Annotated in this window: 26 protein-coding genes; 5 read left to right on the top strand and 21 right to left on the bottom strand. The window is 62.3% G+C overall.

Features of this window, described 5'->3' with window-relative positions:
• Window positions 1–110 precede the first annotated feature (110 nt).
• Genes DQ230_RS10905 through DQ230_RS10885 form a run of 5 tightly spaced genes read left to right on the top strand, consistent with a single transcriptional unit; the run spans window position 111 to window position 4,534 of the window.
• Window positions 111–2,063 carry a 4Fe-4S binding protein gene (locus DQ230_RS10905; protein ID WP_113912625.1) on the top strand — a complete coding sequence of 651 codons (1,953 nt, stop codon included), beginning with the start codon at window positions 111–113 and terminating at the stop codon, window positions 2,061–2,063.
• Between the two features lie 21 nt (window positions 2,064–2,084).
• Entirely contained in the window at window positions 2,085–2,273 is a 189-nt protein-coding gene (locus DQ230_RS10900; protein ID WP_113912624.1) for a DUF6494 family protein, read from the top strand.
• A gap of 7 nt (window positions 2,274–2,280) precedes the next feature.
• Window positions 2,281–3,348 carry an Mrp/NBP35 family ATP-binding protein gene (locus tag DQ230_RS10895; RefSeq protein ID WP_113912623.1) on the top strand — a complete coding sequence of 356 codons (1,068 nt, stop codon included), beginning with the start codon at window positions 2,281–2,283 and terminating at the stop codon, window positions 3,346–3,348.
• Complete coding sequence (locus DQ230_RS10890) at window positions 3,345–4,049, top strand: biotin/lipoate--protein ligase family protein (protein WP_113912622.1); 705 nt, start codon at window positions 3,345–3,347, stop codon at window positions 4,047–4,049. The genes DQ230_RS10895 and DQ230_RS10890 overlap by 4 nt, the downstream gene beginning before the upstream one ends.
• The gene (locus DQ230_RS10885; RefSeq protein WP_113912621.1) at window positions 4,046–4,534 is read left to right on the top strand and encodes a DUF6505 family protein; all 489 of its coding nucleotides are present in this window, start codon (window positions 4,046–4,048) and stop codon (window positions 4,532–4,534) included. The genes DQ230_RS10890 and DQ230_RS10885 overlap by 4 nt, the downstream gene beginning before the upstream one ends.
• Window positions 4,535–4,646: 112 nt before the next feature.
• On the opposite strand, the gene DQ230_RS10880 is transcribed toward DQ230_RS10885, so the two are convergent.
• From DQ230_RS10880 to DQ230_RS10780, 21 genes are all read right to left on the bottom strand, one after another.
• Window positions 4,647–6,101: a catalase gene (locus DQ230_RS10880; RefSeq protein ID WP_113912620.1), complete on the bottom strand. Its 1,455-nt coding sequence runs from the start codon at window positions 6,099–6,101 to the stop codon at window positions 4,647–4,649.
• A 343-nt stretch (window positions 6,102–6,444) separates the two neighbouring features.
• The gene (locus tag DQ230_RS10875) at window positions 6,445–8,112 is read right to left on the bottom strand and encodes a ribonuclease J (RefSeq protein ID WP_113912619.1); all 1,668 of its coding nucleotides are present in this window, start codon (window positions 8,110–8,112) and stop codon (window positions 6,445–6,447) included.
• A 6-nt stretch (window positions 8,113–8,118) separates the two neighbouring features.
• Window positions 8,119–8,889, bottom strand: a complete 771-nt coding sequence (locus DQ230_RS10870; protein WP_113912618.1) for a type III pantothenate kinase — start codon at window positions 8,887–8,889, stop codon at window positions 8,119–8,121.
• Window positions 8,889–9,647 (bottom strand): biotin--[acetyl-CoA-carboxylase] ligase, encoded by a 759-nt coding sequence (locus DQ230_RS10865; protein ID WP_113912617.1) that lies wholly within the window; start codon window positions 9,645–9,647, stop codon window positions 8,889–8,891. Before DQ230_RS10865 ends, DQ230_RS10870 begins: the two co-directional genes overlap by 1 nt.
• 109 nt (window positions 9,648–9,756) lie before the next feature.
• Window positions 9,757–11,202: an NADH-quinone oxidoreductase subunit NuoN gene (nuoN, locus tag DQ230_RS10860; protein ID WP_113912616.1), complete on the bottom strand. Its 1,446-nt coding sequence runs from the start codon at window positions 11,200–11,202 to the stop codon at window positions 9,757–9,759.
• 10 nt (window positions 11,203–11,212) lie between these two features.
• Window positions 11,213–12,760 (bottom strand): NADH-quinone oxidoreductase subunit M, encoded by a 1,548-nt coding sequence (locus DQ230_RS10855; protein WP_203228052.1) that lies wholly within the window; start codon window positions 12,758–12,760, stop codon window positions 11,213–11,215.
• Window positions 12,760–14,919 carry an NADH-quinone oxidoreductase subunit L gene (gene nuoL / locus DQ230_RS10850; RefSeq protein ID WP_113912614.1) on the bottom strand — a complete coding sequence of 720 codons (2,160 nt, stop codon included), beginning with the start codon at window positions 14,917–14,919 and terminating at the stop codon, window positions 12,760–12,762. The genes DQ230_RS10855 and nuoL overlap by 1 nt, the downstream gene beginning before the upstream one ends.
• A gap of 4 nt (window positions 14,920–14,923) precedes the next feature.
• Window positions 14,924–15,229, bottom strand: coding sequence for an NADH-quinone oxidoreductase subunit NuoK (gene nuoK, locus DQ230_RS10845; RefSeq protein WP_113912613.1), 306 nt, complete (start codon window positions 15,227–15,229; stop codon window positions 14,924–14,926).
• 221 nt (window positions 15,230–15,450) lie between these two features.
• A complete protein-coding gene (locus tag DQ230_RS10840; protein WP_113912612.1) occupies window positions 15,451–16,059 on the bottom strand; it encodes an NADH-quinone oxidoreductase subunit J in 609 nt (202 codons plus the stop codon).
• Entirely contained in the window at window positions 16,056–16,481 is a 426-nt protein-coding gene (locus DQ230_RS10835) for a carboxymuconolactone decarboxylase family protein (RefSeq protein WP_113912611.1), read from the bottom strand. Before DQ230_RS10835 ends, DQ230_RS10840 begins: the two co-directional genes overlap by 4 nt.
• Window positions 16,478–16,972 carry an NADH-quinone oxidoreductase subunit NuoI gene (nuoI, locus tag DQ230_RS10830; protein WP_113912610.1) on the bottom strand — a complete coding sequence of 165 codons (495 nt, stop codon included), beginning with the start codon at window positions 16,970–16,972 and terminating at the stop codon, window positions 16,478–16,480. The genes DQ230_RS10835 and nuoI overlap by 4 nt, the downstream gene beginning before the upstream one ends.
• A gap of 4 nt (window positions 16,973–16,976) precedes the next feature.
• Entirely contained in the window at window positions 16,977–17,843 is an 867-nt protein-coding gene (locus tag DQ230_RS10825; protein WP_113912609.1) for a methyltransferase domain-containing protein, read from the bottom strand.
• A gap of 4 nt (window positions 17,844–17,847) precedes the next feature.
• A complete protein-coding gene (gene nuoH / locus DQ230_RS10820; RefSeq protein WP_113912651.1) occupies window positions 17,848–18,885 on the bottom strand; it encodes an NADH-quinone oxidoreductase subunit NuoH in 1,038 nt (345 codons plus the stop codon).
• Between the two features lie 7 nt (window positions 18,886–18,892).
• The gene (locus DQ230_RS10815; protein WP_203228051.1) at window positions 18,893–19,285 is read right to left on the bottom strand and encodes a hypothetical protein; all 393 of its coding nucleotides are present in this window, start codon (window positions 19,283–19,285) and stop codon (window positions 18,893–18,895) included.
• Window positions 19,285–19,668 carry a hypothetical protein gene (locus DQ230_RS10810; protein WP_162497423.1) on the bottom strand — a complete coding sequence of 128 codons (384 nt, stop codon included), beginning with the start codon at window positions 19,666–19,668 and terminating at the stop codon, window positions 19,285–19,287. The genes DQ230_RS10815 and DQ230_RS10810 overlap by 1 nt, the downstream gene beginning before the upstream one ends.
• 8 nt (window positions 19,669–19,676) lie before the next feature.
• Window positions 19,677–21,686 (bottom strand): NADH-quinone oxidoreductase subunit NuoG, encoded by a 2,010-nt coding sequence (nuoG, locus tag DQ230_RS10805; protein ID WP_113912607.1) that lies wholly within the window; start codon window positions 21,684–21,686, stop codon window positions 19,677–19,679.
• A 5-nt stretch (window positions 21,687–21,691) separates the two neighbouring features.
• Entirely contained in the window at window positions 21,692–22,093 is a 402-nt protein-coding gene (locus tag DQ230_RS10800; RefSeq protein WP_113912606.1) for a DUF5333 domain-containing protein, read from the bottom strand.
• 127 nt (window positions 22,094–22,220) lie between these two features.
• Window positions 22,221–22,556: a hypothetical protein gene (locus DQ230_RS10795; protein ID WP_113912605.1), complete on the bottom strand. Its 336-nt coding sequence runs from the start codon at window positions 22,554–22,556 to the stop codon at window positions 22,221–22,223.
• 44 nt (window positions 22,557–22,600) lie between these two features.
• On the bottom strand, window positions 22,601–23,896 hold the full coding sequence (gene nuoF / locus DQ230_RS10790; RefSeq protein WP_113912604.1) for an NADH-quinone oxidoreductase subunit NuoF: 1,296 nt from the start codon (window positions 23,894–23,896) through the stop codon (window positions 22,601–22,603).
• 4 nt (window positions 23,897–23,900) lie between these two features.
• On the bottom strand, window positions 23,901–24,119 hold the full coding sequence (locus tag DQ230_RS10785) for a DUF5337 domain-containing protein (protein ID WP_113912603.1): 219 nt from the start codon (window positions 24,117–24,119) through the stop codon (window positions 23,901–23,903).
• A gap of 134 nt (window positions 24,120–24,253) precedes the next feature.
• Window positions 24,254–25,615, bottom strand: coding sequence for an NADH-quinone oxidoreductase subunit E (locus DQ230_RS10780; RefSeq protein ID WP_113912602.1), 1,362 nt, complete (start codon window positions 25,613–25,615; stop codon window positions 24,254–24,256).
• Window positions 25,616–25,636 lie beyond the last annotated feature (21 nt).

Raw genomic sequence — 25,636 nt, 5'->3', positions numbered from 1 at the left:
GGCAAATCCGATGATTGTGATCGATGTCACGGATTTGATCGCGCCACAGGCTCCGACCGCCTTTCATCCCCCGCCGTTTCAGCCTAGTTATGCACCACCAAGGAGGCGACATGACGAAAACCCTGCTGATCTGTGATTGCCTCGGAAGCCAGAGCATCGACGCCGCCGCACTGAGCGCGGCGACTGGTGTGGCCTGTTCGCGAATGCACAGCGCATTGTGCCAATCCCAGAGTGATCTGGCCGCCACAGCCATGCAGGCCGGCGACGTGATGATCGCCTGCCAGCAGGAGGCGGCGCGCTTTGCCGATCTGGCCGAGGATATCGGCGCGCCCATGCCCGATTTCGTCGATATTCGCGATCGCGCGGGCTGGACGGCCGATAGCGCCGCGACCGCCCCGAAAATGGCCGCGCTTGTCGCGGAGGCGGCATTGCCGCAGCCGCTGCCCAAGACTGTCGATGTCACCTCGCACGGCACCTGCCTGATCCTTGGCGCGCCCGAGGACGCCTTTGCCGCCGCCGAAAAGCTGGCCGATATCCTGGCCGTGACGGTGCTGGTCCCCGCCGACGCCGATATTCCCGTGACGACGCGCTATGACATATGCGCCGGGCGGCTGGAGCAGATCGCGGGAACGCTGGGCCGGTTCAACCTGACGATAGACGCGTTTCAGCAGGTGATCCCCGGCGGGCGCGGGGCGCCGACGCTGACCGCGCCGCGCGATGGCGCACAGTCCGAATGCGATCTGATCCTGGATCTGACCGGCGTCACCCCCCTGTTTCCCGCGCCGGACAAGCGCGACGGATATCTGCGCGCCGATCCCGGCAGCCTTCCCGCCGTCGCCGATGCCATACTGGCCGCCAGTCAGATGATCGGCACGTTCGAGAAGCCGCTGCATATCCGGCTGGAGACCTCGCTCTGCGCCCATTCGCGCGCCGAGCAGCCGGCCTGCTCGAACTGCCTGAACGTCTGCCCCACCGGCGCGATCCTGCCCGCGGGCGAACATGTGGCGATTGATCCGCTGATCTGCGCCGGCTGCGGCGCCTGTTCGGCGGTCTGCCCCTCGGGCGCGATCAGCTATGACGCGCCGCCGGTCGATCATGTGTTTCGCCGCATTGGCACGCTGGCCGACGCCTATCGCAAAGCGGGCGGTGAGGCGGGCACCCTGCTGGTGCATGACGCGCACGGCGCCGAGATGATCCGCCTTGCCGCGCGGTTCGGGCGCGGCCTGCCCGCCCATGTCATCCCGCTGGAGATCGAAGCCTTGGCAATGTTTGGCCATGCCGAAATGCTGGGCGCGCTGGCCAGTGGCTTTGCCGGGGTGGATATCCTGCTGGCGCCGAAAACCGACCGCGACGTGGTGCAGGCGCAGGCCGAACTGGCCGCCGCGATGGGGGCCGAGGGTGCCGTGGATTTGCTGGACATCGCCGACCCTGACGCGCTGTCCGATCACCTGTTTGACCGTGACATGGCCAGTCCGGTCGCGACCCCCATCCTGCCGATGGGCTCGCGCCGCCAGATCACGCGGCTGGCGGCCAAGGCACTGTCACCCGATGCCAATATCCTGCCCTTGCCCGCAGGCGCCCCATATGGCGCCGTTCTGGTCGATACCGATGCATGCACGCTCTGCCTTGCGTGCGTGTCGCTCTGCCCGTCCGGCGCGCTGGTGGACAACTCCGACATGCCGCAGCTACGCTTTCAGGAGGAGGCGTGCCTGCAATGCGGCCTGTGCGCCAATGTCTGCCCCGAGGATGCCATCACCTTGCAGCCGCAGCTGAACCTGACCGATAGCGCGCTTGGCCAGACCGTCCTGCACGAGGAAGAGCCGTTTGCCTGCGTCGAATGCGGCAGCCTCTTTGGCGTCAAATCAATGGTCGAGCGGATCATGGAGAAACTGGCCGGAAAACACGCGATGTTCGCCAATCCGGCTGCTGCGCGGATGATCCAGATGTGCGATAATTGCCGCGTGCAGGCGCAGTTCCATTCGCAAAACAACCCCTTCACCGGGGGCGAGCGTCCCGCGGTGCGCACCACCGAGGACTATCTGTCCAAACGTAAAGATCACTGAACCCCAGGATTGGAGACTAAAATGAGCGAAGATTTCAACATGTCGATGCGCAAATTCCTCAAGCAGGTCGGCGTGACCTCGCAGCAGGCCATCGAAGAGGCGTTCCGCGATGCCGAAGGCACCGAAGGCAAACAGTTCGAGGCCAGGATGGTGCTGACCGTCGATGGTGTCGATCTGGAGCATGTCGTGACCGGCACGATCAAGGGCTGAGCCGGACATGACGCTTGCGCGCGAACAGGTGCTGGCGGCGCTGCAAACCCTGACCGATCCGGTCAGTGGCGCGCCGCTGGTCGATGCCGGTCTGGTCAAGGCACTGACGGTTCAGGACGGCGCCGTGCGCTTCGTGCTGGAGGTCAGCGGTAGCCATGCCGCCGCCTATGGCAAACTGAAGGACGAGGTCGAGGCCAAGGTCGGCGCCCTACCCGGCGTTGAAAAGCTGTCGGTCGTGATGACCGCCCACAGCAGCCCTACCCCGCCGCCCGACCTGAAGCTGAACCGCCCCGCCGAGCCGAAAGGCCCGCAGAAAATACCCGGCGTGGACCGCATCATCGCCATTGCATCGGGCAAGGGCGGCGTGGGCAAATCCACCGTTTCGGCCAATCTGGCCTGCGCGCTGGCCGCCGAAGGGCGGCGCGTCGGCCTGCTGGACGCCGATGTTTACGGCCCCTCGCAGCCGCGCATGCTGGGCGTGACGGGCCGACCCTCCTCCCCCGATGGCAAGACGATCCTGCCGATGCGCAATTACGGCGTCACGATGATGTCGCTTGGCCTGATGGCGAACGAGGATCAGGCCGTTGTCTGGCGCGGCCCGATGCTGATGGGCGCCTTGCAGCAGATGCTGAACCAGGTCCAATGGGGCGCGCTGGACGTGCTGATCGTGGATCTGCCGCCCGGCACCGGCGACGTGCAGATGACGCTGGCGCAGAAGGCGCAGCTTGAGGGCGCGATCATCGTCTCCACCCCGCAGGACGTGGCGCTGCTGGACGCGCGCAAGGGGATCGACATGTTCAACCAGCTGGGCACGCCGATCATCGGCATGATCGAGAATATGTCGACGCATATCTGCTCGCAATGCGGGCATGAGGAACACACGTTCGGCCATGGCGGTGTCGCCGCCGAGGCTGCGAAGCTGGGCGTGCCACTCTTGGCGGAAATCCCGCTGCATCTGGATATCCGGCTGGCCGCCGATGGCGGCGCGCCCATCGTGGTGTCGGCGCCGGACAGCGCGCAGGCCGCAGGCTTCCGCTCGGTCGCGCAGCAGCTGATCGCGCTTGGCCACGCATGACGCCGCCTGCCTTCCCACCGCTGTTCACCGGGCTTGATGCGAAGGGGGCGGACCCCTTCGCGCTGGCCTGCGCGCAGGCGCGGGATGTGTGCGACGCGGGGCTGGTGACCTATGATCTGGGCCATGACCGGCTGCGCGCGGCCATCGTCTTTGCCCCCGAAATCCCGTTGCGCGATGCCGCCGCGATGCTGCCGCTCTGCGGCGCCTCGTTCCAGCATGCGCTTGGCGCGCTGGCACCGCCCGAAGTGGCGGTGCATCTGGGCTGGGGCGGCGAAATCTACGTCAATGGCGGCCATTGCGGCGATCTGAAAATTGCTGCCGCGGATAGGGATCCGGACGCCGTGCCTGCGTGGCTGGTCATCGGTCTGTCGCTGGACCTTTGGCCCCCATCGCAGGACACCGGCCTGACACCGGGCATCACCGCGCTATATGCCGAAGGCTGCGGCGAGGTGGACCCGGCCACCCTGCTGGAGGCGTGGGTGCGTCACACGCTGGTCCAGCTCAACGATTGGACGGACGATGGCACCGCCCGGCTGCACCGCGTCTGGCTGGAGCTGGCCCATAACCGCGACGCTGAAATCGACGTGGCCGGGCATCGCGGCATCTTCACCGGCCTGGATGAACATCTGGGCCTGCTGCTGAAATCCGGGGAGGCAACGCAGCTGATCCCCCTCACCGCCCTGCTGACGGAGCCTGCATGAAACTTGCCCGCGCCATACATTTCGACGAAAGCGACACCCGCGTGTTCCACAACCCCGCCCGCACTGGCGAGTGGTGCATTTCCGGCGGGTTCGAGTTCTCCAACTGGTCCGAGGCCGACCTGACCGGCAAGGCGCGGCAGGCATTCACCAATGGCTGGCTGGGTTGCGAGACATTTGGCCGAACCACCTTCGTCGCCGTCACACAAATAGAGCCGTCCGAGATAGAGGCGCTGGCCGACCGGCTGGCCCGGCATTTCGTCGATATCTACGGCGCGCCATCGGTGGACCTGGCCCGCAACGTCGCGCTGGAGGAGTTGTCGCAAATGACGGACCTGTGCGACGAACACGACGCCAACACCCTGCTGACCGTGACGCGCGAGCTGACCGCATCAGGCGTCAGGGAAAGCTACCGCATGATCGAGGCGCAGGCCGCCGGGCTTGAGCAATTCGCGATTCACGGCGATCTGGACGAGCCAGGCCACTAAGGCGCCCATAGCGGAACACATCTGTCGCAGCGCATCTTGGGCAGCCTTGCCAAAAAAATGCCCTTGCGATCGCCAGATCACAAGGGCAGATGTCAAACGCCATAGACAGATATCAGCTGCCCCTGACGCCCTTTTCAACGCGGTCGCCCAACGTCTTGTCAACGTTGCGCCAGTAGTCGAACGCGCGTTCCAGCACGGCATCGGACACGCCGCCCTTGAGGTGGCCAACGATGTTGTCAACCAGCCGGTCACGGGCGGCATCGTCCATCACATCGCGGACCAGCATACCCGCCTGCCCCCAGTCGTCATCGTCCTCGCGCAATGTGTAGGCCTGGCGCACCATGTCACCGTCGGCATACCACATATCCGCCTCATCCGTGAGCGACGGATCGGCCGCAGGGCCGCCATAAGAGTTGGGCGCATAAACCGGGTCGGACACGTTATCGACACGCATCGCACCATCCTTGCTATAGCTGTGGACGGGCGATTGCGGGCGGTTGACCGGGATCTGCTTGTAGTTCGCACCCAGCCGCGCGCGATGCGCATCCGCATAGGCAAAAACGCGGCCCAGCAGCATCTTGTCCGGGCTGAGGCCAATGCCGCGCACCAGATTGTTCGGCTCGAACGCGGCCTGCTCGATCTCGGTGTGGAAATCGGTCGGGTTGCGGTCCAGCGTCAGCTTGCCCACCTCGATCAGCGGGTAGTCGGAATGCGGCCACACCTTGGTCAGATCGAAGGGGTTGTAATGGTAGGTCTTTGCCTCTTCAAACGGCATGATCTGCATATGCAGCGTCCAGCTGGGGAAATTCCCCTCCTTGATCGCGTTGAACAGATCGCGGCGGTGATAATCGCCGTCCTCGCCAGCCATCTTGTCGGCCTCGGCCTGCGTCAGGAAATCATTGCCCTGATCGGTCTTGAAGTGGTATTTGACCCAGAACTTCTCGCCCTCGGAATTGACCCACATATAGGTGTGGCTGGAAAAACCATCCATGTTGCGCCACGTTTTCGGAATGCCGCGATCACCCATCAACCACGTCACCTGATGCGCGGTTTCCGGTGACAGCGTCCAGAAATCCCACTGCATGTCATGATCGCGCAGCCCGTTATCCGCGCGCCGCTTCTGTGAGCGGATAAAGTGCTGGAACTTCAGCGGATCGCGCACGAAAAAGACCGGAGTGTTGTTTCCGACCATGTCGTAATTGCCTTCGCTGGTATAAAACTTCAACGAAAAGCCGCGCGGGTCGCGCCATGTGTCGGGGCTGCCGCTTTCGCCGGCAACGGTTGAAAACCGGATCAGCGTGTCCGTCTTGACACCGGGCTGAAACACCGCCGCGCTGGTATATTTGCTGACGTCCTGCGTCACCTGAAAATGACCGAATGCGCCGCCACCCTTGGCGTGCGGCTGGCGCTCCACGATACGCTCGCGGTTGAACTGCGCCATCTGTTCGATCAAATAGTGATCGTGCAGCACGATCGGGCCGTCGCGGCCAACCGTCAGCGAATGCTCATCGCTTGCGACCGGAATTCCCGCATCGGTCGTGGTGGGCTTGCCCGTCTTGTTTGTCATGATCGTACTCCTTCAAATCGGATGCGCCATTGGCGCGCAAAGCCTGGCCAAGGTAGCAGAGATACTCCCTGCCCGGCAAATGCCATAAAAAGAAATCCGCCGCGCGCGAGGCGATGCAGACCCCAAGGTAGGTCAACCCATGAGGCACCGAAGCGTTCCCTGCCCGTGACAAGATGACAAACGGTGTTGATCTGGCGGCATTTTCCCTATTCTGAAAGAGCCGGAGAACATGCTGTTCCCCGGCTCTACTACTTCGATATCAGGGCCGAATCGCAATCGCATGGATGACAATTTCATGATCCACGCCATCGGGCCGCCATTCGGGCGTGTCCGTGACCGCGCCTCAGGTCATGCGGCTGATAATCACCGTCACCTCGGGCTTCTTGCCGATTTCGCCGTTGGCGGACTGGCGCGCAATGCGGCGCAGCTCTTCTTCCAGCTTGTCGTCATCGGCGCGCAGTTTGCGCGCGGACCGGCCCAGAAACTGGCTCAGATCCTCTTCCAGAATATCCTGAAGCGGTGCATCGGACGTCCCGGTTTCCGGCAAGCCCTTGATTTCGCACCACGGATCGCCCAGGCTTTCGTGATCCTCGTCCAGAATGATGTTAACCGTCACATGACCGTTCAGGGCCATGCGGATCCGGTCACGCACCACACCGTCCAGCGCGCCGACCTGCACGGATCCGTCCAGATAGGTGCGCCCGGTTTCGACATGCTCGGCCACTTTTGGCGGCGTTGCCGTCAGGTCGATCATCATGCCATTCACCGCAAGAACGCCGTGTATCCCCTTGGCATTGCATATCTTTACATGCTCGCGCAGATGCCGGTGCTCGCCATGCATCGGCACGACGATCTGCGGTTTGATCAGCTCGTGCATCCTTTCGATATCGGGCCGATTCGCATGGCCCGACACGTGATAGCGCCCGCTGCTGTCGTCCACGACATCAACGCCCAGCTCGGAAAACTGGTTAATGATGCGGATGACGCCGCGTTCGTTTCCGGGGATCGTCTTGGACGAGAAGAGGAATGTATCGCCTTCCTTCAGCTTGAGCCCCTGATATTTGCCATTGGCCAGTTGCGCGCTGGCCGCGCGCCGCTCGCCCTGGCTGCCCGTCACGATCAGCATCAGGTTTTCACGCGGCAGGTTCTTGGCATCCTCGGGGCTGATCGTCGCCGGGAAATCCGTCAGAACGCCCGTCTCCACCGCCGCTTCGATCATCCGGCGCATGGCGCGGCCCATCATGCAAACGCTGCGCCCGGCCCTCTCCCCGGCCTCGGCCAGCGTTTTGACGCGGGCGACGTTGCTGGCAAAGGTGGTGGCCGCAACCATCCCCTTGGCCGATGCGATCAGCTTCTCGATCTCGGGGCCAACGGTGGCCTCGGATCGGCCCTCATGGGCGGAAAAGACGTTGGTTGAATCGCACATCAGCGCCAGAACGCCATCCTTGCCCAGATCCTCCCACATTGCGTGGTCGAACGGCTCTCCGACGCCGGGATCGGTATCGATCTTGAAATCGCCGGTGTGAACAATCCGTCCCTTCGGCGTGTCGATCACCAGACCCGAGCTTTCGGGGATCGAGTGCGAGATCGGCACGAACCCAACCTTGAAAGGCCCGGCTTCGGTCACCTTGGGCCATGGCCGCACGATCTGCACGGCCTTTTCGGGATGCCCGTGTTCCGACATTTTGCGCCGCGCGATGTTGCCGGTAAAGGCCCGCGCATAGACCGGTGCATCCAGCCGCTCGTAGAAATGCGCGATCGCGCCAACATGATCCTCATGCGCGTGGGTGATGAAAATCGCCTCCAGGTCGCGCTTGCGGTTCTCCAGCCACGAAATATCGGGCAGGATCAGGTCCACGCCGGGGCTGGTCTCCATATCGGGAAAGGTCAGCCCCAGATCGACAAGGATCAGCTTTTCCTTGCCGGGTTTGCCATAGCCATAAACATATGTGTTCATGCCAATTTCACCCGCCCCCCCAAGGGGCAGATAGATCACTCGTTCATTGCTCATGCGGCGTTAGCCTTTCTTGTTATAGTCGTGAATCACGGTCAAGCCGTGCATCGTCAGATCATCTTCTATCTCATCAAAAAGGGTGGCTCCCTGGGCGAACAGCGGCGCCAGCCCGCCGGTGCCGATCACCTTCATCGGGCGCCCGTATTCGGCCTTGATCTGGGCGCAGAGCCCCTGAACCATCCCGATATAGCCCCAGTATACCCCCGACTGCATGCAATCGACCGTATTGGTCCCAATCACGCGCGGCGGCGTTGTCACATCAATATGCGGCAGCGCGGCGGCGGCCATGTGCAGTGCCTCAAGGCTGAGGTTCACGCCGGGCGCGATCACGCCGCCGACATAGGCGCCGTCGGTTGCCACCACGTCGCAGGTGGTGGCCGTGCCGAAATCGACCACGATCAGATCGCCGCCATGCCGCGCCCAGGCGCCCGCCGTATTCACCAGCCGGTCCGGCCCCACCAGCGTACCGGCATCCACGCGCGGCAGGACCGGCAGCGCACATTCAGGTTTGCCCACAACCAGGGGCCGACAGCCGAAAAAGCGGTCGGCGAATACGCGCAGGTTGAACACCACGCGCGGCACGGTCGAGGATATGATGACATCGGTGATATCCACGTCGATGCCGTAATGTTTGACCAGCGTCGCGTACCAGGTGAAATAGGCGTCCGCCGTCCGCGCGTGATGGGTGGATGTGCGCAACGTGCACAGAAACTCCGTCCCGTTCCAGATCGAAAAGACGGTGTTTGTATTTCCGCAGTCAATCGCCAGCAGCATCATGCGCCCCGCTCAAAAAACACGTCAGCGGCCGGAATGGCCTGCCTGCCGCCCGCCGTAAATAGGACAAGGTTGCCATCCTCGTCCACAGTCTCGAACCGGCCGACGATCTCGGCCTGCATGGTGCGCGCTGTCACCTGCTCGCCCAGCCGCGCCGCCCGTGCCAGCCAGTCGGCCCGAATGGGCGCAAAGCCGTCGCGCACAAACTGTGCCTCGCGGCTTGCATACGCCGCGGCCAGATGCGCCAGAAAACGCTCGGGGGTCACGCTGACCCCGGCCCCGTCGCGCAGCGACCTGGGCGGCACGGCGACCCCGGCTGCCGGCGCTGGTGCGTTCATCAGGTTCACACCGATCCCAATCACCAGATACGCCATTCGCCCGGCCAGACTGCTCCCTTCCAGCAAGATCCCCGCCAGCTTGCCGTCATTCAACAGCACGTCGTTGGGCCATTTCAAACCAAGCGCCGCCTCGGGCGCCAGCGCGCTCAGCGCATCGTGCAGCGCCAGTGACGCCACAAAAGACCGCAGCGCCGCCTGCTGCGGTGCCTCCTTCGGGTACAGCAAAAGCGACGCGGAAAAATTGCCCGCCGGATCGCTCCACGCGCGGCCGCGCCTCCCGCGACCGGCCAGTTGCCGGGTGGCAAATATCCAGGTCGGCGCGCCCAGATCCGGTGCAAGGCGCATCGCTTCTGCGTTGGTGCTATCGACCTCAGCGAGACTGCGCCGGTCGTACAATTCTGGCCAATCCGGATCTTTCATCTTCCTGCAAATACTCCCGCGCGGCGCGCATAAGGGCCACAGGCCCGCCCAAAAACAAAAGCGACGCGCCGTGTGGCGCGTCACCTTATTCTATACCTGTCAGGCGAACTCAGTTGACCAGCGTTGCCGCTGCCGCCTGCGCCGCCCCTTCAATTCCGAAGAGGTTCACACCCGGCAGCCACGCCAATCCGATAATTGCCGCCGACACCATCAGGAACCCCCACAACACAAGCGATCCCGGCGGGTCCAGCGCCTCGCCCTCTTCGCCGAAATACATGTAGTAAACGATGCGCAGATAGTAAAACGCGCCGATGACCGACCCCACGACCCCCAGCACGGCCAGCCAGACAAGGCCGCCATCATAGGCCGCGCGCAGCACGTAGAACTTGCCGAAGAAGCCGACCAGCGGCGGCACCCCGGCGAGGCTGAACAGCAGCACCAGCATCGCCAGCGCCCGGCCGGGATGGGCGCGGGAATAGAGGTTCAGACTGCGGATATCCGTGATCGGCACACCATCGCGCTGCATCGACAGAACAAAAGCGAAGGTGCCGATATTCATCGTCACGTAAATCGCCAGATAGATCAGCATGGCCTGCACGCCAAACGCCGTGCCGGATGCCAGCCCCATCAGGGCAAAGCCCATATGCGCGATCGAAGAAAAGGCCATCAGCCGCTTGATATCGGTCTGCCCGATGGCTGCAAAGCTGCCCCAGAAAATGGACAGAACGCTCATCACGGCCAGAATCTGCTGCCAGTCGGTGATGATGCCGCCGAAGGCGTCGAACAGCGTCCGCGCGAACAGCGCCATCGCCGCGACCTTGGGCGCCGTGGCAAAGAACGCCGTGATCGGTGTCGGCGCGCCCTCGTAGACGTCAGGCGTCCACATGTGAAACGGCACCGCCGATACCTTGAACGCCAGTCCCGACATCACAAAGACCAGACCGAACAGCAGCCCGACCGGCGCGCGCCCGTCCGCCGCCTCGATGATTCCGGCGAAATTCGTGGTGCCGACATAGCCGTACACCAGCGACGCGCCGTACAGCAGCAGGCCAGAGCTGAGCGCACCCAGCACGAAATATTTCAGGCCCGCCTCGGTCGAGCGCACGCTGTCACGGCGCATCGACGCAACGACATAAAGCGACAGCGATTGCAGCTCCAGCCCCATATAGAGCGACATCAGATCGCCCGCGCTGACCATCATCATCATGCCGACCACGCCAAGCGCGATCAGGATAGGATACTCAAACCGCAGCATTCCGCGCCGCGCCATGTAGTCCTGCCCCATGACCATGACCGCAGCGGCGCTGAGCAGGATCATCACCTTGGCAAAGCGGGAAAAGCCATCGTCGATGAACATGCCGGAAAATGCGGTCTGCGTTCCGGATCCGGTGGTCCCGATCCAGAAGGCAAGCGCGACGAACAGACCGGCCGTCAGCCAGATCAGCATGACCGCCGCCTTGTCCTTGATGGTATAGACCGCGGCCAGAAGGGCCAGCATCGCGTAGATCGCGATGACGATCTCGGGCAGGATAATATTCAGATCAGCCTGGATCATCTGGGCCTCCTTAATTCGCGGCTGCGGCGGTGGTGGCAGTCGTGCCCCCCTGCGCCAGCGCGGTGTCGTATTGCGAAATCAGCGCCTCGGTCGAGGGGCCAATGATATCCAGCACCAGCGACGGGTAGACGCCCAGCAGCAAAGTCATTGCCACCAGCGGGGCAAAGATCGCCCGCTCGCGTCCGCTCATGTCGCCGATGGACTTCAGGCTTTCCTTGATCAGATCGCCCATCACCACCCGGCGATACAGCCACAGCGCATAGGCCGCCGACAGGATCACACCGGTGGCCGCGACGGCCGCAACCCATGTGTTCACCTTGAAAATGCCGACCAGTGTCAAAAATTCGCCAATGAACCCGGACGTGCCCGGCAGGCCCACATTGGCCATGGTGAAGAACAGGAAGATCAGCGCATAGCTGGGCATCCGGTTCACCAGCCCGCCATAGGCATCAATCTCGCGGGTGTGCATCCGGTCATAGATGACCCCAACGCAGAGGAACAGCGCGCCCGAGATGAAGCCGTGGCTGATCATCTGGAAAATCGCCCCGTCAACGCCCTGCTGGTTCGCCGCAAAGATGCCCATGGTGACATAGCCCATATGCGCAACCGACGAATAGGCAATCAGCTTTTTCATGTCCGCCTGCGCCAGTGCCACCAGCGACGTATAGACGATGGCGATTGCCGACATCCACAGCACCAGCGGCGTCAACACCTCTGCCCCCACCGGGAACATCGGCAAGCTGAACCGCAGGAAGCCATATCCGCCCATCTTCAGCAGGATCGCCGCCAGAACCACCGACCCGGCAGTCGGCGCCTGAACGTGCGCGTCGGGCAGCCATGTATGCACCGGCCACATCGGCATCTTGACCGCAAAGCTGGCAAAGAACGCCAGGAACAGCAGGGTCTGCATACCGCCGACAATGGTGAAGCCCAGAACGCTGAATGTCTCGCTGTCAAATCCGTGACGCATCAGCGTCGGGATATCGGTGGTGCCAGCATCCGAGAACATGGCGACCATCGCAACCAGCATCAGCACCGACCCGAGGAACGTATAAAGGAAGAACTTGAACGATGCGTAAATCCGTTCTTTCCCGCCCCAGATGCCGATGATCAGGAACATCGGTATCAGCCCGGCCTCGAAAAAGACGTAGAACAGCACCAGATCCAGCGCCATGAAGACGCCCAGCATCAGGGTTTCCAGGATCAGGAATGCAATCATGTATTCCTTGACGCGGCTCTTGATGCCCCAGGATGCCGCGATGGCCAGCGGCATGATGAAGGTGGTCAGCAGCACGAACAGAACGCTGATCCCGTCAACGCCCATCTTATAGGTCATGCCCAGCAGCCATTCGCGCTCTTCCACGAACTGAAAGCCGGTGTTGGACGGGTCAAAGTCAAACAGGATGAACAGCGAGACAAGAAACGTCACAACAGTTGCCGCCAGCGCCACCCATTTGGCGTTCCGCTGCGCTGCCTCATCCTCGCCCCGCAGGAAAATCGCAAGGATCGCCGCCGCGATGAGGGGGATGAACGTGGTGATCGACAGAACGTTTTCCATCAGTTTGCCCCTCCGATGATCGTCATCCATGTGACAAGGATCACGATCCCGATCACCATGGCGAAGGCATAAGTAAAGATATAGCCGGACTGCGCGCGGCCGGCGAGGCGGGTGAAGAAGGGCACGATGCCCATGGCCAGCCCGTTGATGCCACCGTCGATGACGCTGCCGTCACCACGTTTCCACAGGAAGCCGCCCAGCGACTTGAGCGGGCGCACGATCAGCACGTCATAGATTTCGTCAAAGTACCACTTGTTCAGCAGGAAGGCATATAGCGGGCGCTGCGCCTCCATGAACTTGCGCGGTGTCGACGGGCTCCAGATATAGAACCACAGCGCGGTCAGAAGGCCCAGGATCATGGCCACGAACGGGCTGACCTTGACCCAGACGGGTGCATGATGCGCGTCGTCGATCACGGTGTTTTCCGCACCCATGTAGATCGCCCCAACCGGCGCGATACCGGGCGCCATCGCCTCTGCATGCGCCTCGCCTGCGTCTGTCGCGTCATCGCCGGACACGATATCGGCGGTCACCGCATCTGCGGCAGCGTCGACATCGCCCTCGGCCAGCGCATCGCCAGCGGCAACAACGCCTTCGCCATGGCCGTCTTCGCTGGCCTCGGCATGATGCGCCGGAATGCCGAAGAACCGGTTGATCTGCGCATGATCGCCAAAGAAGCTGCCATACCACACCATCCCCGCCAGGACCGAACCGACGGCCAGCACACCCAGCGGCACCAGCATCACCATGGGCGACTCGTGCGCGTTCTGATGCACCTTCTTGTCGCCGCGAGCGGTGCCGAAGAAGGTCAGGAACATCAGGCGCCAGCTGTAGAAGCTGGTCAGCGCCGCGGCCACGACCAGCATCCAGAAGGCATAGCCGCCTGCGGTGCCTGCCCACGCGCTTTCGATCACGGCATCCTTGGACAGGAAGCCCGCGAACCCGATATGCGTCAGCGGGATGCCGACACCCGTGATGGCCAGCGTGCCGATCATCATCGCCCAGAATGTATAGGGCAGCTTTTTACGCAGGCCGCCGTAATTGCGCATGTCCTGCTCGTGATGCATGCCGTGAATGACCGAGCCGGCGCCAAGGAACAGCATCGCCTTGAAAAACGCGTGCGTCAGCAGGTGGAACATCGCCACCGAATAGGCGCCGACACCGGCGGCGACGAACATATAGCCCAGCTGCGACATGGTCGAATAGGCGATGACACGCTTGATGTCGTTCTGCACAAGGCCGATCGTGGCGGCGACAAAGGCGGTCGTTGCACCGATGAAGGTGACGAACATCAACGCCTCGGGCGCGTATTCCATCAGCGGCGACATGCGGCAGACAAGGAACACACCGGCGGTCACCATTGTCGCCGCGTGGATCAGCGCCGACACCGGGGTCGGGCCTTCCATCGCGTCGGGCAGCCATGTGTGCAGGCCCAGCTGCGCCGATTTACCCATGGCGCCAATGAACAGCAGGATCGCGATCAGGTTGGCCGCGTTCCAGTCCGTCCACAGGAACCGGACGCTGGTTTCCGCCAGCATCGGACCCGCGCCAAGAATATCGTCGAACCGGATGCTGTCGGTCAGCAGGAAGATCGCAAGGATGCCCAGCAGGAAGCCGAAATCGCCCACCCGGTTGACCACAAATGCCTTGATCGCTGCCGCGTTCGCCGATGGCTTGCGGTAGTAAAAGCCGATCAGCAGGTAAGAGGCCAGTCCCACCCCTTCCCAGCCGAAGAACATTTGCAGCAGGTTGTCAGCTGTGACCAGCATCAGCATCGCGAAGGTGAACAGCGACAGATACGCGAAAAAGCGGGGGCGATAGCTGACCCCCTCGTCGAAGTTATGGTCATGGGCCATGTAGCCCATCGAATAAAGGTGAACCAGCGCCGACACGGACGTCACCACAATCAGCATGATCGCCGTCAGCCGGTCCAGCCGGATCGACCAGCTGGTGTCCAGCAGGCCGGATTGTACCCAGTCCAGGATGTGGATCTGCTGCAACGTACCATCATGGCCGATGAACACGATCCAGGACAGCAGGCAGGACAGGAACAACAGCGCCGTCGCCGTGATCTGCGCGCCCTTGTCGCCAATGATGCGCCAGCCAAAGCCCGCGATGATGGCGCCCACCAAGGGGGCAAAGAGGATAATCTTTTCCATGGCGTCAGCCCTTCATCACGTTGACGTCTTCGACCGCGATCGTCCCGCGGTTACGGAAGAAGCAGACAAGGATCGCAAGGCCGATGGCGGCCTCGGCAGCGGCGACAGTGAGAACCAGAAGCGTAAAGATCTGACCTGCCAGATCCCCGGCAAAGCTGGAGAATGCAACAAGGTTGATGTTGACGGCCAGCAGCATCAGCTCGATCGACATGAGCAGGATGATGATGTTCTTGCGGTTCAGGAAAAGCCCGAAGATGCCGATGACAAACAGCGTTGCCGCCACCGTCAGGTAATGTTCAATTCCGATCATGTCTGTCCCTTAGTCTTTCTTATCTGGCTCAGGCCGCCCGCTGTCACGCGCGCCTTCGGCTTGCGTGCTGGCTGCGGCTCAGCCGATCAGTGTGTAGCCACCCAGCACGACGACCAGCACGACCACCAAAACCACGATTGTATTTCTCGACATGTCATCCATTCCTTGGCAATGACAGCGCCGGGCGGCGCTGCTTTGGTGTTTGTCACTGGCAGCGGCGCCTACAGCCCCTGCCCCGGTTTCACGTCTTTCAGCTCCATCGCCTTGGCCGGATCGCGCCACATCTGATGCAGCACGTTCTGGCGTTTGACATCGGTACGATGACGCAAGGTCAGCACGATCGCGCCGATCATGGCAACCAGCAGGATCAGGCCCGCCAGCTGGAACAGAAGGAAGTATTTGTCATAAAGCAGCAGACCCAGCGCAGCGGTGTTTTGCACGTCCACAGGAGCTGGTGCAACGCGCGCGGCCTCGGCGCCCGCCGACGCCTCCCATGCGCCGAAGGCGATGCCGAACTGCATCAGCAGGATCAGACCGATCAAGAGTGCCAGCGGCATGTAGCGCGCCATCTCGGCTTTCAATTCGGCGAAATCGACGTCCAGCATCATCACGACGAACAGGAACAAAACCGCGACCGCGCCGACATACACGATGATCAGCAGCATCGCCACGAATTCGGCGCCCAGCAGAACGAACAGCCCCGCCGCGCTGATGAATGCAAGGATCAGCCACAAGACAGAGTGTACCGGATTCCGGCTGATCACGGTGAACAGGCCGCCGACCAGTGCCGAAATGGCGAACAGGTAAAACGCGAATGCCAAAGCGGTCATGTGTCTTTTCCTTCCTCGGTTTCCGCGTCCATCACCTCGCGGGCCAATTCCATCGCACGGTTCATCGCCGGAATGCCCGCGAACATCGCCATGCTGGCAATCGTCTCGGCGATTTCGGCCTTGGTTGCGCCTGCGGCCAGCAAATGACGCACTGTCATGCGCACGGCCGTATCCGCCTGGGCGCCCTGCATCGTCAAACCTGCCAGCGTCAGCAGAAGCCGCGTCTTGGCATCAAGCCCATCGGGGTTCAAGCCCTTGCCGAACGTCATTTCCATGATGTCCTTGGGCATCGTGCCCCAAAGCGCCTCAAACCCCTTGGGGGAAAAGGATTCAAGCGCAGGATTCATGGTTTTCGCCATCTCCTGCGCCATGTCCTGCGCGCGGGCCATCATCTGCTCGAATGGGTTTTTTGCATCGGTCATCGGTAGGGTGCATCCAGTTCGAGGTTGCGGGCAATCTCGGCCTCCCAGCGGTCGCCGTTTTCCAGCAACTTGGCCTTGTCATAGAACAATTCTTCGCGCGTTTCTGTGGAGAATTCGAAATTCGGCCCTTCGACGATGGCATCTACCGGGCACGCCTCCTGGCAGAAACCGCAATAGATGCATTTGGTCATGTCGATGTCATAGCGCGTGGTGCGGCGGCTGCCGTCATCGCGCGGCTCGGCGTCGATGGTGATGGCCTGCGCGGGACAAATCGCCTCGCACAGTTTGCAGGCAATGCAGCGCTCTTCGCCGTTGGGGTAGCGGCGCAAGGCATGCTCGCCCCGGAAACGCGGCGAAAGGTGACCCTTTTCATGGGGATAGTTGATCGTGGCCTTCGGCGCGAAGAAGTATTTGAACCCAAGCCGGAAGCCCTTCCAAACGTCGCTCAGCAGGAAATATCCAACCGCACGTCCATAATCTATATTCGCCATTTTATCAGCTCCTCGCCATCAGTGTGGCCTGAGATGTGTTCGTCTGTGGGCCCAAGGCCCCGGCCCCGCCGCCGGACACCGTATCGCCAGCTTGCGTATGGCCTGCCTGAGTCTCGCCGTCCAGCCGGGTCATACCCGCATTGGTCGCGCCATTCCAGCGTGTCTCGTAATCGCTTTGCAGCGCAAAGTCCGGCAGATGCGACTGGTCGGTCTTTTCAATCTCGTAATACAGATAGGTCCGGCCCGGTCCAATCTGGTTTTTCAGCCGCAAGCGCACGCCGCTTGTCGCCGGATCCTCGAACGGGACATGACCGAAACTGCCTGACGGGTCCGCCGGAATCGCCCGGCAATCCAGCACGTTGCAGTTGCAGGCGCGTTTCCAGAAGGTCCAGACCAGCTCGGGATTGAATTGATACATCCCGTGTCCGTACCAGCCATTCAGCCCATTCGCCGAAATCAGTCGGCCACCGGGCTTGAGCATCCTGAACAACCCCTCCAGCGCCATCGGCACGTTAAACACATGCTCGACCGTGCCTCCGTCGAAAATCAGATCGAACTGGTTTTCAAGGCTTGGATCGGGCTGCTTGTTCAGGTCGTGCAGGATCGTGGCGCCCTCGTAATCGGAGAAATCCATCACCTCCATCGGTCCCAAACCCAGCTTGTCCATCAGGGTTTCGGCATAGCCGTCCTCGGACAGGAAATCAAACCGGCGCGCCGCGATCCCGTGTTCGGCAAGCGATGCCTCGTACCGCTTGCGATACTGTGTCTGGATGGGAAACTTCTGACGTCCCAGCATCAGCGCGCGCCCCTCCGGCCGAAACCGGGTGCTAAGCTCGACAAGCCGATCAAACAGGACGTAGTCGATTCCCAATGGTTCAGCCCCCCATCGCGAACCGGGCCCAGAATGCGCCCAGAACTTCGAATTTGGCGAGGAAGGCAATGATCACGACCCAGGCCAGAGACATGGGCAGGAACACCTTCCAGCCGATCCGCATCAGCTGATCGTAGCGGTAGCGCGGGGTGATCGCCTTGACCATGGCGAAGAGGAAGAAGAAGAACGCCATCTTGGCAATCATCCACAGCACACCGTCGGGCAGGCCCGGAATGGGCGACAGCCAGCCGCCGAAGAACAGCAGCGACGTCAGCGCGCACATCAGGAAGATCGCGATGTATTCGCCCGCCATGAACAGCAAGAACGCGGTTGCCGAATATTCGACCTGGTAACCGGCCACCAGCTCGGATTCCGCCTCGGGCAAATCGAACGGCGGACGGTTGGTTTCAGCAAGGCAGGAGATGAAGAACAGGAACACCATCGGGAAGTGCGGCAGCCAGTACCAGCCAAAGAACCCGTATTTGGTATCCTGCGCACCGACGATATGGCCAAAGTTCAGGCTACCGGTAGAGATGATCACGCCGATGATGATCAGGCCAAGGCTGACCTCGTAGGAAATCATCTGCGCGGCGGAGCGCAGCGAGCCCAGGAATGGATATTTGGAGTTGGACGCCCAGCCCCCCATGATCACGCCGTACACTTCCAGCGACGACACGGCAAAGATATAGAGCACCGCCACGTTGATGTCCGAAATCGCCCAGCCTTCGGACATCGGAATCACGGCCCACGCGATTACGGCCAGAACAAAGCTGACGATCGGCGCCATGACAAAGACAACCTTGTCAGAGCCTGCGGGAATCACCACCTCCTTGACGACGTATTTCAGCGCGTCGGCCACAGATTGCAGCAGGCCGAACACGCCCACCACGTTGGGGCCGCGCCGCATCTGGACAGCGGCCCAGATCTTGCGGTCGCCATAGACGAGGAACAGCAGTGAAACCATCACAAAGCCCAGCATCGCCAGACACTGAGCAAAGATGATGAGAACGGTCCCGAACGGGGTTGCAAAAAATTCGGCCATCAGATCCTCATACCATCGGTATTCCATTTTCCGCGCAGTCGGCGGCGACGACTTCGGCGTCGATTGTTTTCAGCCCACGCGGCAAGGCAGGCGAGATCGTATAAACCGCATCGCCGCGCCAAATGCCACCCTCATCCGCGATATTCGTGCGCACATGGCGCGCAAATCCGTAGCCTCGGATCAGGGCGTACTGTGCGGCGGCGCATTCCGCATAGCGCGCCACGTCGCCAGTGTCACGTGCGCCTGTCATGCTGACCCGGAAATTAACCAGATCCCCGTCCAGCAGATCGGTCTGGACACCGCGATATTCGGGCGCAAACGGCACCGCATTCCCGCCGGGTGCGCAGGCTGCCAGCCCCCCGGCCAGCGCCAGCAGGCCCATTGCAATGGCGGCGCGCATCACGCACAACCCGGCGCTGGCTTGCGCTGATCGGTCACAACCCAGCCGCCGCCGCGCGGCGACGCAATCAGCGTATAACGGCAGGATTTCGTGTAGGTTTCATAGGATGTGCCGATCGTGGTCACATTGCCCCACCCCCCGCGCCCGACGCCAATTCCAACGCCGATGACCGGGCGCGGGGATGGGCGGCTGGCTTGCTTGTCAACGCTCCACTGATAGGCGCGCCGCCCGTCGGGCAGATCGAACACCTCGGCCGGCTGGCCGAAATCCAGCATCGGATCAACGATGGAGCGGCCCATATATTTGTCCAGAACCGGCGCCGCGCAGCCTGCCAGAATCGCCGCCAGCGCCGTGCCGGTCAGGATATGGGCAAAGTGCCGCACGGGCCTGTTCACTCCGCCGCCAGTTTCGGCGCGCGGCGCGCTTTGGCGCCGGCGCTTAGCTCCGCCATCAGCTGACTGGCCCGCGCGATGGGGTTGGTCAGGTAATGATCCTTGATCGCATAGCGGAAGCTGGCGCTGCCGGGCGCGCGCGCGTCCAGCGGCTGCCAGTCATTTTCCGGGACCTGGTCGATATCGGCCAGATGCGGCACCTCGGCCACCAGGGCCTGGCGCAGCTGCGGCAGGCTGTCGTATGGCAGCACCGCGCCCATCTCGCCCGACAATGCGCGCAGGATTGCCCAGTTTTCCTTGGCCTCGCCGGGCGCAAAGCCCGCGCGCAATGCCAGCTGCGGGCGGCCTTCGGTATTGACGAACAGGGCCTGCTCTTCGGTATAGGCGGCGCCCGGCAGGATCACATCGGCGCGGTGCGCGCCGCGGTCGCCATGGCTGCCCTGATAGATCACGAACGGGCCGTCCTTGATCTCGCTCTCGTCGGCACCAAGGTTGTAGATCACCTCCGCCCCTTCGACAGCGGCCTCAAGCCCGCCTTCGGTGACCGCGCCCACATCCAGCGCGCCCACGCGGCCTGCGGCGGTGTGCAGCACCAGCATCTTGCCGCCGGTCGCATCGGCATAGGCCATCGCCTGGCTCAGCACCGCCTCCCCGTCAGCCTCGGTCAGGGCGCCCTGCCCGATAATGACGATGCAGCCCTCCTTCGCCTCGGCCTTGCCGACCAGATCGGTCAGCGCGGCGCGGTCGTCGCCCAAATGGTGAATGTCGTAGGTCAGATCCACCTTGGGGCCGATGACGCTGACATCCGCGCCGGCCAGCCACGCCTTTCGGATACGCGCATTCAGAATGGGCGCCTCGTCGCGCGGGTTGGTGCCGATCAGCACGATGGATTTGGCGGCATCAATTTCCTCGATCCGCGCGGTCCCGACATAGGCGGAGCGGTTGTCGGCAGGCAACTTTGCCCCATCCGTGCGGCATTCCACATGGCCGCCCTGCCCCTCGATCAGTTGCTTCAGCGCAAAGGCGGCCTCGACCGGAGCCAGATCACCGACAAGGCCGGCAACCTTCTTGCCCTTCATCGCTGTTGCGGCGGCGCTCAGCGCCTCGGGCCAGGTGGCGGGGCGCAGCTTGCCATTCTCGCGGATATAGGGACGGTCCAGACGCTGGCGGCGCAGCCCGTCCCAGACAAAGCGCGTCTTGTCCGAAATCCATTCCTCATTCACGCCGTCATGGTTGCGCGGCAGCATCCGCATCACTTCGCGGCCCTTGGTATCGACCCGAATGGACGAGCCGAGCGCATCCATCACGTCGATCGTTTCCGTTTTGGTCAATTCCCAAGGGCGGGCGGTAAAGGCATAGGGTTTGCTGACCAGCGCGCCGACGGGGCAAAGGTCAATGATATTGCCCTGAATGTTGCTGTCCAGCGTTTCGCCCAGGTACGACGTGATCTCGGCATCCTCGCCCCGGCCGGTCTGGCCCATCTGGCTGATCCCGGCGACCTCGGTGGTGAAGCGCACGCAGCGGGTGCAGGAAATGCAGCGCGTCATATGCGTTTCGACCAGCGGGCCCAGATCCAGATCCTCGGTTGCGCGCTTGGGCTCGCGGAAGCGGGAGAAGTCGACGCCGTAGGCCATCGCCTGATCCTGCAAATCGCACTCGCCGCCCTGATCGCAGATCGGGCAATCCAGCGGGTGATTGATCAGCAAAAATTCCATCACGCCCTCGCGGGCCTTCTTGACCATGGGCGAATTGGTCTTGACCTGAGGCGCCTCGCCGTCCTTGCCGGGGCGCAAATCGCGCACCTGCATGGCGCAGCTGGCGGCGGGCTTGGGCGGCCCGCCGACCACTTCGACCAGACACATCCGGCAGTTGCCGGCAATCGACAAACGCTCGTGATAGCAAAACCGCGGAATTTCCACGCCTGCAATCTCGCAAGCCTGAATCAGGGTCATAGCCCCGTCCACTTCGATCTCGGTTCCGTCGATGTTCACTTTGCGAAGGTCGGTCATATCGTTCACTTTGCTTTCAGGAATGAGCCGATGCGGCTGCGGTTCTTGATCTCTTCCTGTCCCAGTCGGCACAGGCTGGCGGCGTCCAGATTGCTGGCGCCTTTCGACTTGAAATAGGCGTTGCGCGTCGCGCGCATCTTTGCCTGCTCGGCGCTGTCATTCACATAGGCGTCAATCTGCGCAGCGGTATAGCCGCGCTCTGCGGCCAGACCTTTCAGCTGATTGACATAACTGCGCGCGGCCCAGAAGCGGCCAGACAAATCGCCGCACTCGCGGCGGATCTTGTCAGCGGCAGCGACAGCCAGAAGGCCGGCGTTGATGTCTTTCTCGGCGGCCAGATCGGCGCGGGCGGCGCTGGCCATGGTGCCAAGGCCAAGGGCGATAAGGGTCGTCAGGATCAGGCGCATAGGGTCACTCCATTCGTGCTGCATGTCAGGCAGGGTCGCATCGCGGCCCCGCTGTCACACGAGATGGAGAGCGGCACGCCTGTTATGCAATAACACGCGCAATTTGCCGCCGATATGCGCCGCACCGCTACCATTTCACGCAGCTTCCCCGCAGGATCAATGTGCCGTCTTCGGTTATGGCGCGGCCGTCTTCGGGGCCGTATCCGGGCTGCCAGTCGATGCTGCTGTCACCGAATGTTTCGACGCAGTATGTGGTGCCCTCAAACCGGCCCGCTTCCCGCGCGCCATTGATGCCCTGGCCGACATCGCGCACTGCCACGGAAAACTCCTCGCGCGACACGCCGGATTTGCTGAGCTTGGCGGGATAGTACTTCCCGTCAAAGAGAACCCGCTCGCCAGGCTTGCCGCAAGCCGTCAGAGCCATAGCGGCGGCCAGCGCCGTCAATGTTGTCGCTCGGATCATCGGAAAGCCCCCTTTTTTCAATCGGCCAGTCTTCGCCGGGCCTGTTATTCTGCCGCCACGGGGCGCGATGTGGTGCTGCGTTTATGCTTGATCCGGTCCTCGATCTCATCGCGGAAGTTGCGGATCAGGCCCTGGATCGGCCATGCCGCCGCATCGCCAAGCGCGCAGATGGTATGCCCCTCGACCTGCTTGGTCACGTCCAGCAGCATGTCGATTTCCTCTGGCTCCGCATCGCCGCGCACCAGACGGTCCATGACACGCATCATCCAGCCGGTGCCCTCACGGCAGGGGGTACATTGGCCGCAGCTTTCGTGCTTGTAGAATTTCGACAGGCGCCAGATCGCCTTGATGATATCCGTCGACTGGTCCATCACGATCACGGCGGCGGTGCCCAGACCGCTGCGCTGGTCGCGCAGATAGTCGAAATCCATGATCGCCTCGCGCATGTTCTCGCCCCGGATCAGCGGAACCGAGCTTCCACCCGGAATCACGGCCTTGAGATTGTCCCAGCCGCCGCGAATACCGCCGCAATGTTTCTCGATCAGCTCCTCGAAACCGATGCTCATCGCCTCCTCGACAACGCAGGGATTGTTGACGTGGCCCGAGATCGCAAACAGCTTGGTGCCCGCATTGTTGGGGCGGCCAAAGCTGGAGAACCAGTCCGGCCCGCGCCGCAGGATGGTGGGCACAACGGCAATGGATTCGACGTTGTTCACCGTGGTCGGGCAGCCATAAAGCCCCGCGCCCGCCGGGAACGGCGGCTTCATGCGCGGCATGCCTTTTTTGCCTTCGAGCGATTCCAGCAGCGCGGTTTCCTCGCCGCATATATAGGCGCCGGCGCCGTGGGTCAGGTAGATGTCAAAATCATAGCCCGATTTGCACGCATTCCGGCCCACCATTCCGGCCGCATAGCATTCGTCGATCGCGGCCTGAAGCGCCTCTTTCTCGCGGATATATTCTCCGCGAATGTAGATATAGCACGCCTGCGCCTGCATCGCGTAACTGGCGATCAGGCACCCCTCGATCAGGGTGTGCGGATCGTGGCGCATGATCTCGCGGTCCTTGCATGTGCCCGGCTCGGATTCGTCGGCATTGACCACCAGATAGCTGGGGCGGCCATCGCTTTCCTTGGGCATGAAGGACCATTTCAGACCGGTCGGGAAACCGGCCCCACCGCGCCCGCGCAGCCCGCTGGCCTTCATCTGGTCAATGATCCAGTCGCGCCCGTTCTCAAGGATCTTGGCCGTGCCATCCCAATGGCCCCGCGCCTGCGCGCCCTTCAGCGTGCGGTCATGCATCCCGTAAAGGTTGGTAAAGATGCGGTCCTGATCTTGCAGCATTGCCTTAACGCCCCTGATTGTCTTGGCGCGCACGCCAGATATTGTAGATCATCCAGATTGCCCACAGGAACCCCCCGAGGGCCATCAAATCGAACAGCGCAAGCGCGCGCTGGCTTAGTCCCAGTTTAGCACCGATAAACGTCGCTGCCACCCAAAGGATGGCGGTCGCCGCTATGACCAGTGCGGCGCGCCGACCTGCCTGCGCCTGATCTGCGTTTCTCATAGCGCCCGTGCCGCGACTGGCGCGACACTTGCATATTCAAGCCGCGTGTTGCGCCCGCCACTGTTGTCTTTGTCGGCAGATGTCTGGGTCGTCACTGTCATCTCCCCTTCGGTTCCGGGCGCATTTCGGCCTGTCTACTCGTAAACCTCACCCTTTTTAACGCGGCTTGCAAACTCGGTGTCGCCCCCCGCGGCAAGGGTTTTGGCCTGCGCGACCCATTCATCACGGGTGGCCCGACCTTTGAAATCTTCAAGGTTCTGATCGACCCAAGCCAACTCTTCGGGCGTCCACGCCGCAATCTGGTCGAAGTGATAAAATCCCATGTCATGCAGCATTTGCTCAAGCTTGGGACCAACGCCCTTGATCAGTTTCAGATCATCGGCGGCTTCATCGCGCGGCGCGGTCAGCGTCTGCGGCTTGCGGCCCGCGCTCGCGCCCGCTGTGCCGGGCAACGGTGTCTTGCCATCTGGCGTCGCAGCTGCGCCACCCTGCGCGCCGCCGGACTTCGCCGAGGCGTCTTTGGCCTCCGTCGTCGGCGTGCCGGTTGCGTCCCCTTCCATCTGAGGCGCTTTTTCCGTCGCATCCGATGTCTTGGCAATGCTGGCATCATCGCGCGGTCCGGGCTCGCCCGCCGGCGCGGTGGTGTTGTCTTCGCGCGGTTTGGCCTTGGAGACGGCAGCATCTCCCTGCGCAGCCTTGTCCGCGTCAATGCGGCCCGTCTCGGTGACGATATCAAGCGGCGCATCGCGCACGACCACCTTGGAGGGGTCGGGATGGTGATTTGCGCCCATGTCGCGCCACGGCGCCAGAAGCGGAACCTCGGTTCCGTCGATCCGTTTTACCGTTTCGCCCAGATCCGTCGCCAGCTGGGCCGAGGCATTGTATTTGCGCTGGCCACTGTCAAACTCTTTCAGGCTGGTGAGGCCTGATTTCGGCTCGGACGCAAAACGCCCGTTTTGCGGGCCCGGCGTCGGGACACGGCCCGCCGCCAGTTCGTCAATGATCTCGCGCAGGCGGTCGGCGGTCAGATCCTCGTAATAATCCTTGCCGATCATCGCCATCGGCGCATTGGCGCAGGCGCCCTGACACTCCACCTCTTCCCAGCTGAATTTACCGTCTGCGCTGACGGTGTGGGGCTTGTCCGCGATCTTCTCGCGGCAGACGGAAATCAGGTCTTCGGCGCCGCAGATCATGCAGGATGTGGTGCCGCAGATCTGGATCATCGCAACGCTGCCGGTGGGCTGCAACTGGAACTGGAAATAGAACGATGCCACTTCCAGCGCGCGCATATACGCCATGTCCAGCATGTCGGCGATCCCCTCAATCGCGGGGCGGGTCAGCCAACCTTCCTGCTCATGCGCGCGCCACATCAAGGGGATGATCGCCGAGGCCTGACGGCCCTCGGGAAACTTGGCAATCTGCGCTTCGGCCCATGCCTGATTTTCCGGCGTGAAGGCAAAGCTGTCGGGTTGTTCGGGGTGCAGGCGGCGTAGCATTAGGCGCAGTCTCCTGTGCGT

This window comes from Roseovarius dicentrarchi (assembly GCF_003316635.1).
GTDB lineage: Bacteria > Pseudomonadota > Alphaproteobacteria > Rhodobacterales > Rhodobacteraceae > Roseovarius > Roseovarius dicentrarchi.
Note: the sequence above shows the minus strand (reverse complement) of the source record. Positions and strands in the feature narration are given on the sequence as shown.

What these genes read in the sequence shown, in the direction of transcription:
- DQ230_RS10905 (WP_113912625.1), top strand. Translation starts at nt 111, where the DNA reads ATGACGAAAACCCTGCTGATCTGTGATTGCCTCGGAAGCCAGAGCATC.
- DQ230_RS10900 (WP_113912624.1), top strand. Translation starts at nt 2,085, where the DNA reads ATGAGCGAAGATTTCAACATGTCGATGCGCAAATTCCTCAAGCAGGTC.
- DQ230_RS10895 (WP_113912623.1), top strand. Translation starts at nt 2,281, where the DNA reads ATGACGCTTGCGCGCGAACAGGTGCTGGCGGCGCTGCAAACCCTGACC.
- DQ230_RS10890 (WP_113912622.1), top strand. Translation starts at nt 3,345, where the DNA reads ATGACGCCGCCTGCCTTCCCACCGCTGTTCACCGGGCTTGATGCGAAG.
- DQ230_RS10885 (WP_113912621.1), top strand. Translation starts at nt 4,046, where the DNA reads ATGAAACTTGCCCGCGCCATACATTTCGACGAAAGCGACACCCGCGTG.
- DQ230_RS10880 (WP_113912620.1), bottom strand. Translation starts at nt 6,101, where the DNA reads ATGACAAACAAGACGGGCAAGCCCACCACGACCGATGCGGGAATTCCG.
- DQ230_RS10875 (WP_113912619.1), bottom strand. Translation starts at nt 8,112, where the DNA reads ATGAGCAATGAACGAGTGATCTATCTGCCCCTTGGGGGGGCGGGTGAA.
- DQ230_RS10870 (WP_113912618.1), bottom strand. Translation starts at nt 8,889, where the DNA reads ATGCTGCTGGCGATTGACTGCGGAAATACAAACACCGTCTTTTCGATC.
- DQ230_RS10865 (WP_113912617.1), bottom strand. Translation starts at nt 9,647, where the DNA reads ATGAAAGATCCGGATTGGCCAGAATTGTACGACCGGCGCAGTCTCGCT.
- nuoN (WP_113912616.1), bottom strand. Translation starts at nt 11,202, where the DNA reads ATGATCCAGGCTGATCTGAATATTATCCTGCCCGAGATCGTCATCGCG.
- DQ230_RS10855 (WP_203228052.1), bottom strand. Translation starts at nt 12,760, where the DNA reads ATGGAAAACGTTCTGTCGATCACCACGTTCATCCCCCTCATCGCGGCG.
- nuoL (WP_113912614.1), bottom strand. Translation starts at nt 14,919, where the DNA reads ATGGAAAAGATTATCCTCTTTGCCCCCTTGGTGGGCGCCATCATCGCG.
- nuoK (WP_113912613.1), bottom strand. Translation starts at nt 15,229, where the DNA reads ATGATCGGAATTGAACATTACCTGACGGTGGCGGCAACGCTGTTTGTC.
- DQ230_RS10840 (WP_113912612.1), bottom strand. Translation starts at nt 16,059, where the DNA reads ATGACCGCTTTGGCATTCGCGTTTTACCTGTTCGCCATTTCGGCACTG.
- DQ230_RS10835 (WP_113912611.1), bottom strand. Translation starts at nt 16,481, where the DNA reads ATGACCGATGCAAAAAACCCATTCGAGCAGATGATGGCCCGCGCGCAG.
- nuoI (WP_113912610.1), bottom strand. Translation starts at nt 16,972, where the DNA reads ATGGCGAATATAGATTATGGACGTGCGGTTGGATATTTCCTGCTGAGC.
- nuoH (WP_113912651.1), bottom strand. Translation starts at nt 18,885, where the DNA reads ATGGCCGAATTTTTTGCAACCCCGTTCGGGACCGTTCTCATCATCTTT.
- DQ230_RS10815 (WP_203228051.1), bottom strand. Translation starts at nt 19,285, where the DNA reads ATGCGCGCCGCCATTGCAATGGGCCTGCTGGCGCTGGCCGGGGGGCTG.
- nuoG (WP_113912607.1), bottom strand. Translation starts at nt 21,686, where the DNA reads ATGACCGACCTTCGCAAAGTGAACATCGACGGAACCGAGATCGAAGTG.
- DQ230_RS10800 (WP_113912606.1), bottom strand. Translation starts at nt 22,093, where the DNA reads ATGCGCCTGATCCTGACGACCCTTATCGCCCTTGGCCTTGGCACCATG.
- DQ230_RS10795 (WP_113912605.1), bottom strand. Translation starts at nt 22,556, where the DNA reads ATGATCCGAGCGACAACATTGACGGCGCTGGCCGCCGCTATGGCTCTG.
- nuoF (WP_113912604.1), bottom strand. Translation starts at nt 23,896, where the DNA reads ATGCTGCAAGATCAGGACCGCATCTTTACCAACCTTTACGGGATGCAT.
- DQ230_RS10785 (WP_113912603.1), bottom strand. Translation starts at nt 24,119, where the DNA reads ATGAGAAACGCAGATCAGGCGCAGGCAGGTCGGCGCGCCGCACTGGTC.
- DQ230_RS10780 (WP_113912602.1), bottom strand. Translation starts at nt 25,615, where the DNA reads ATGCTACGCCGCCTGCACCCCGAACAACCCGACAGCTTTGCCTTCACG.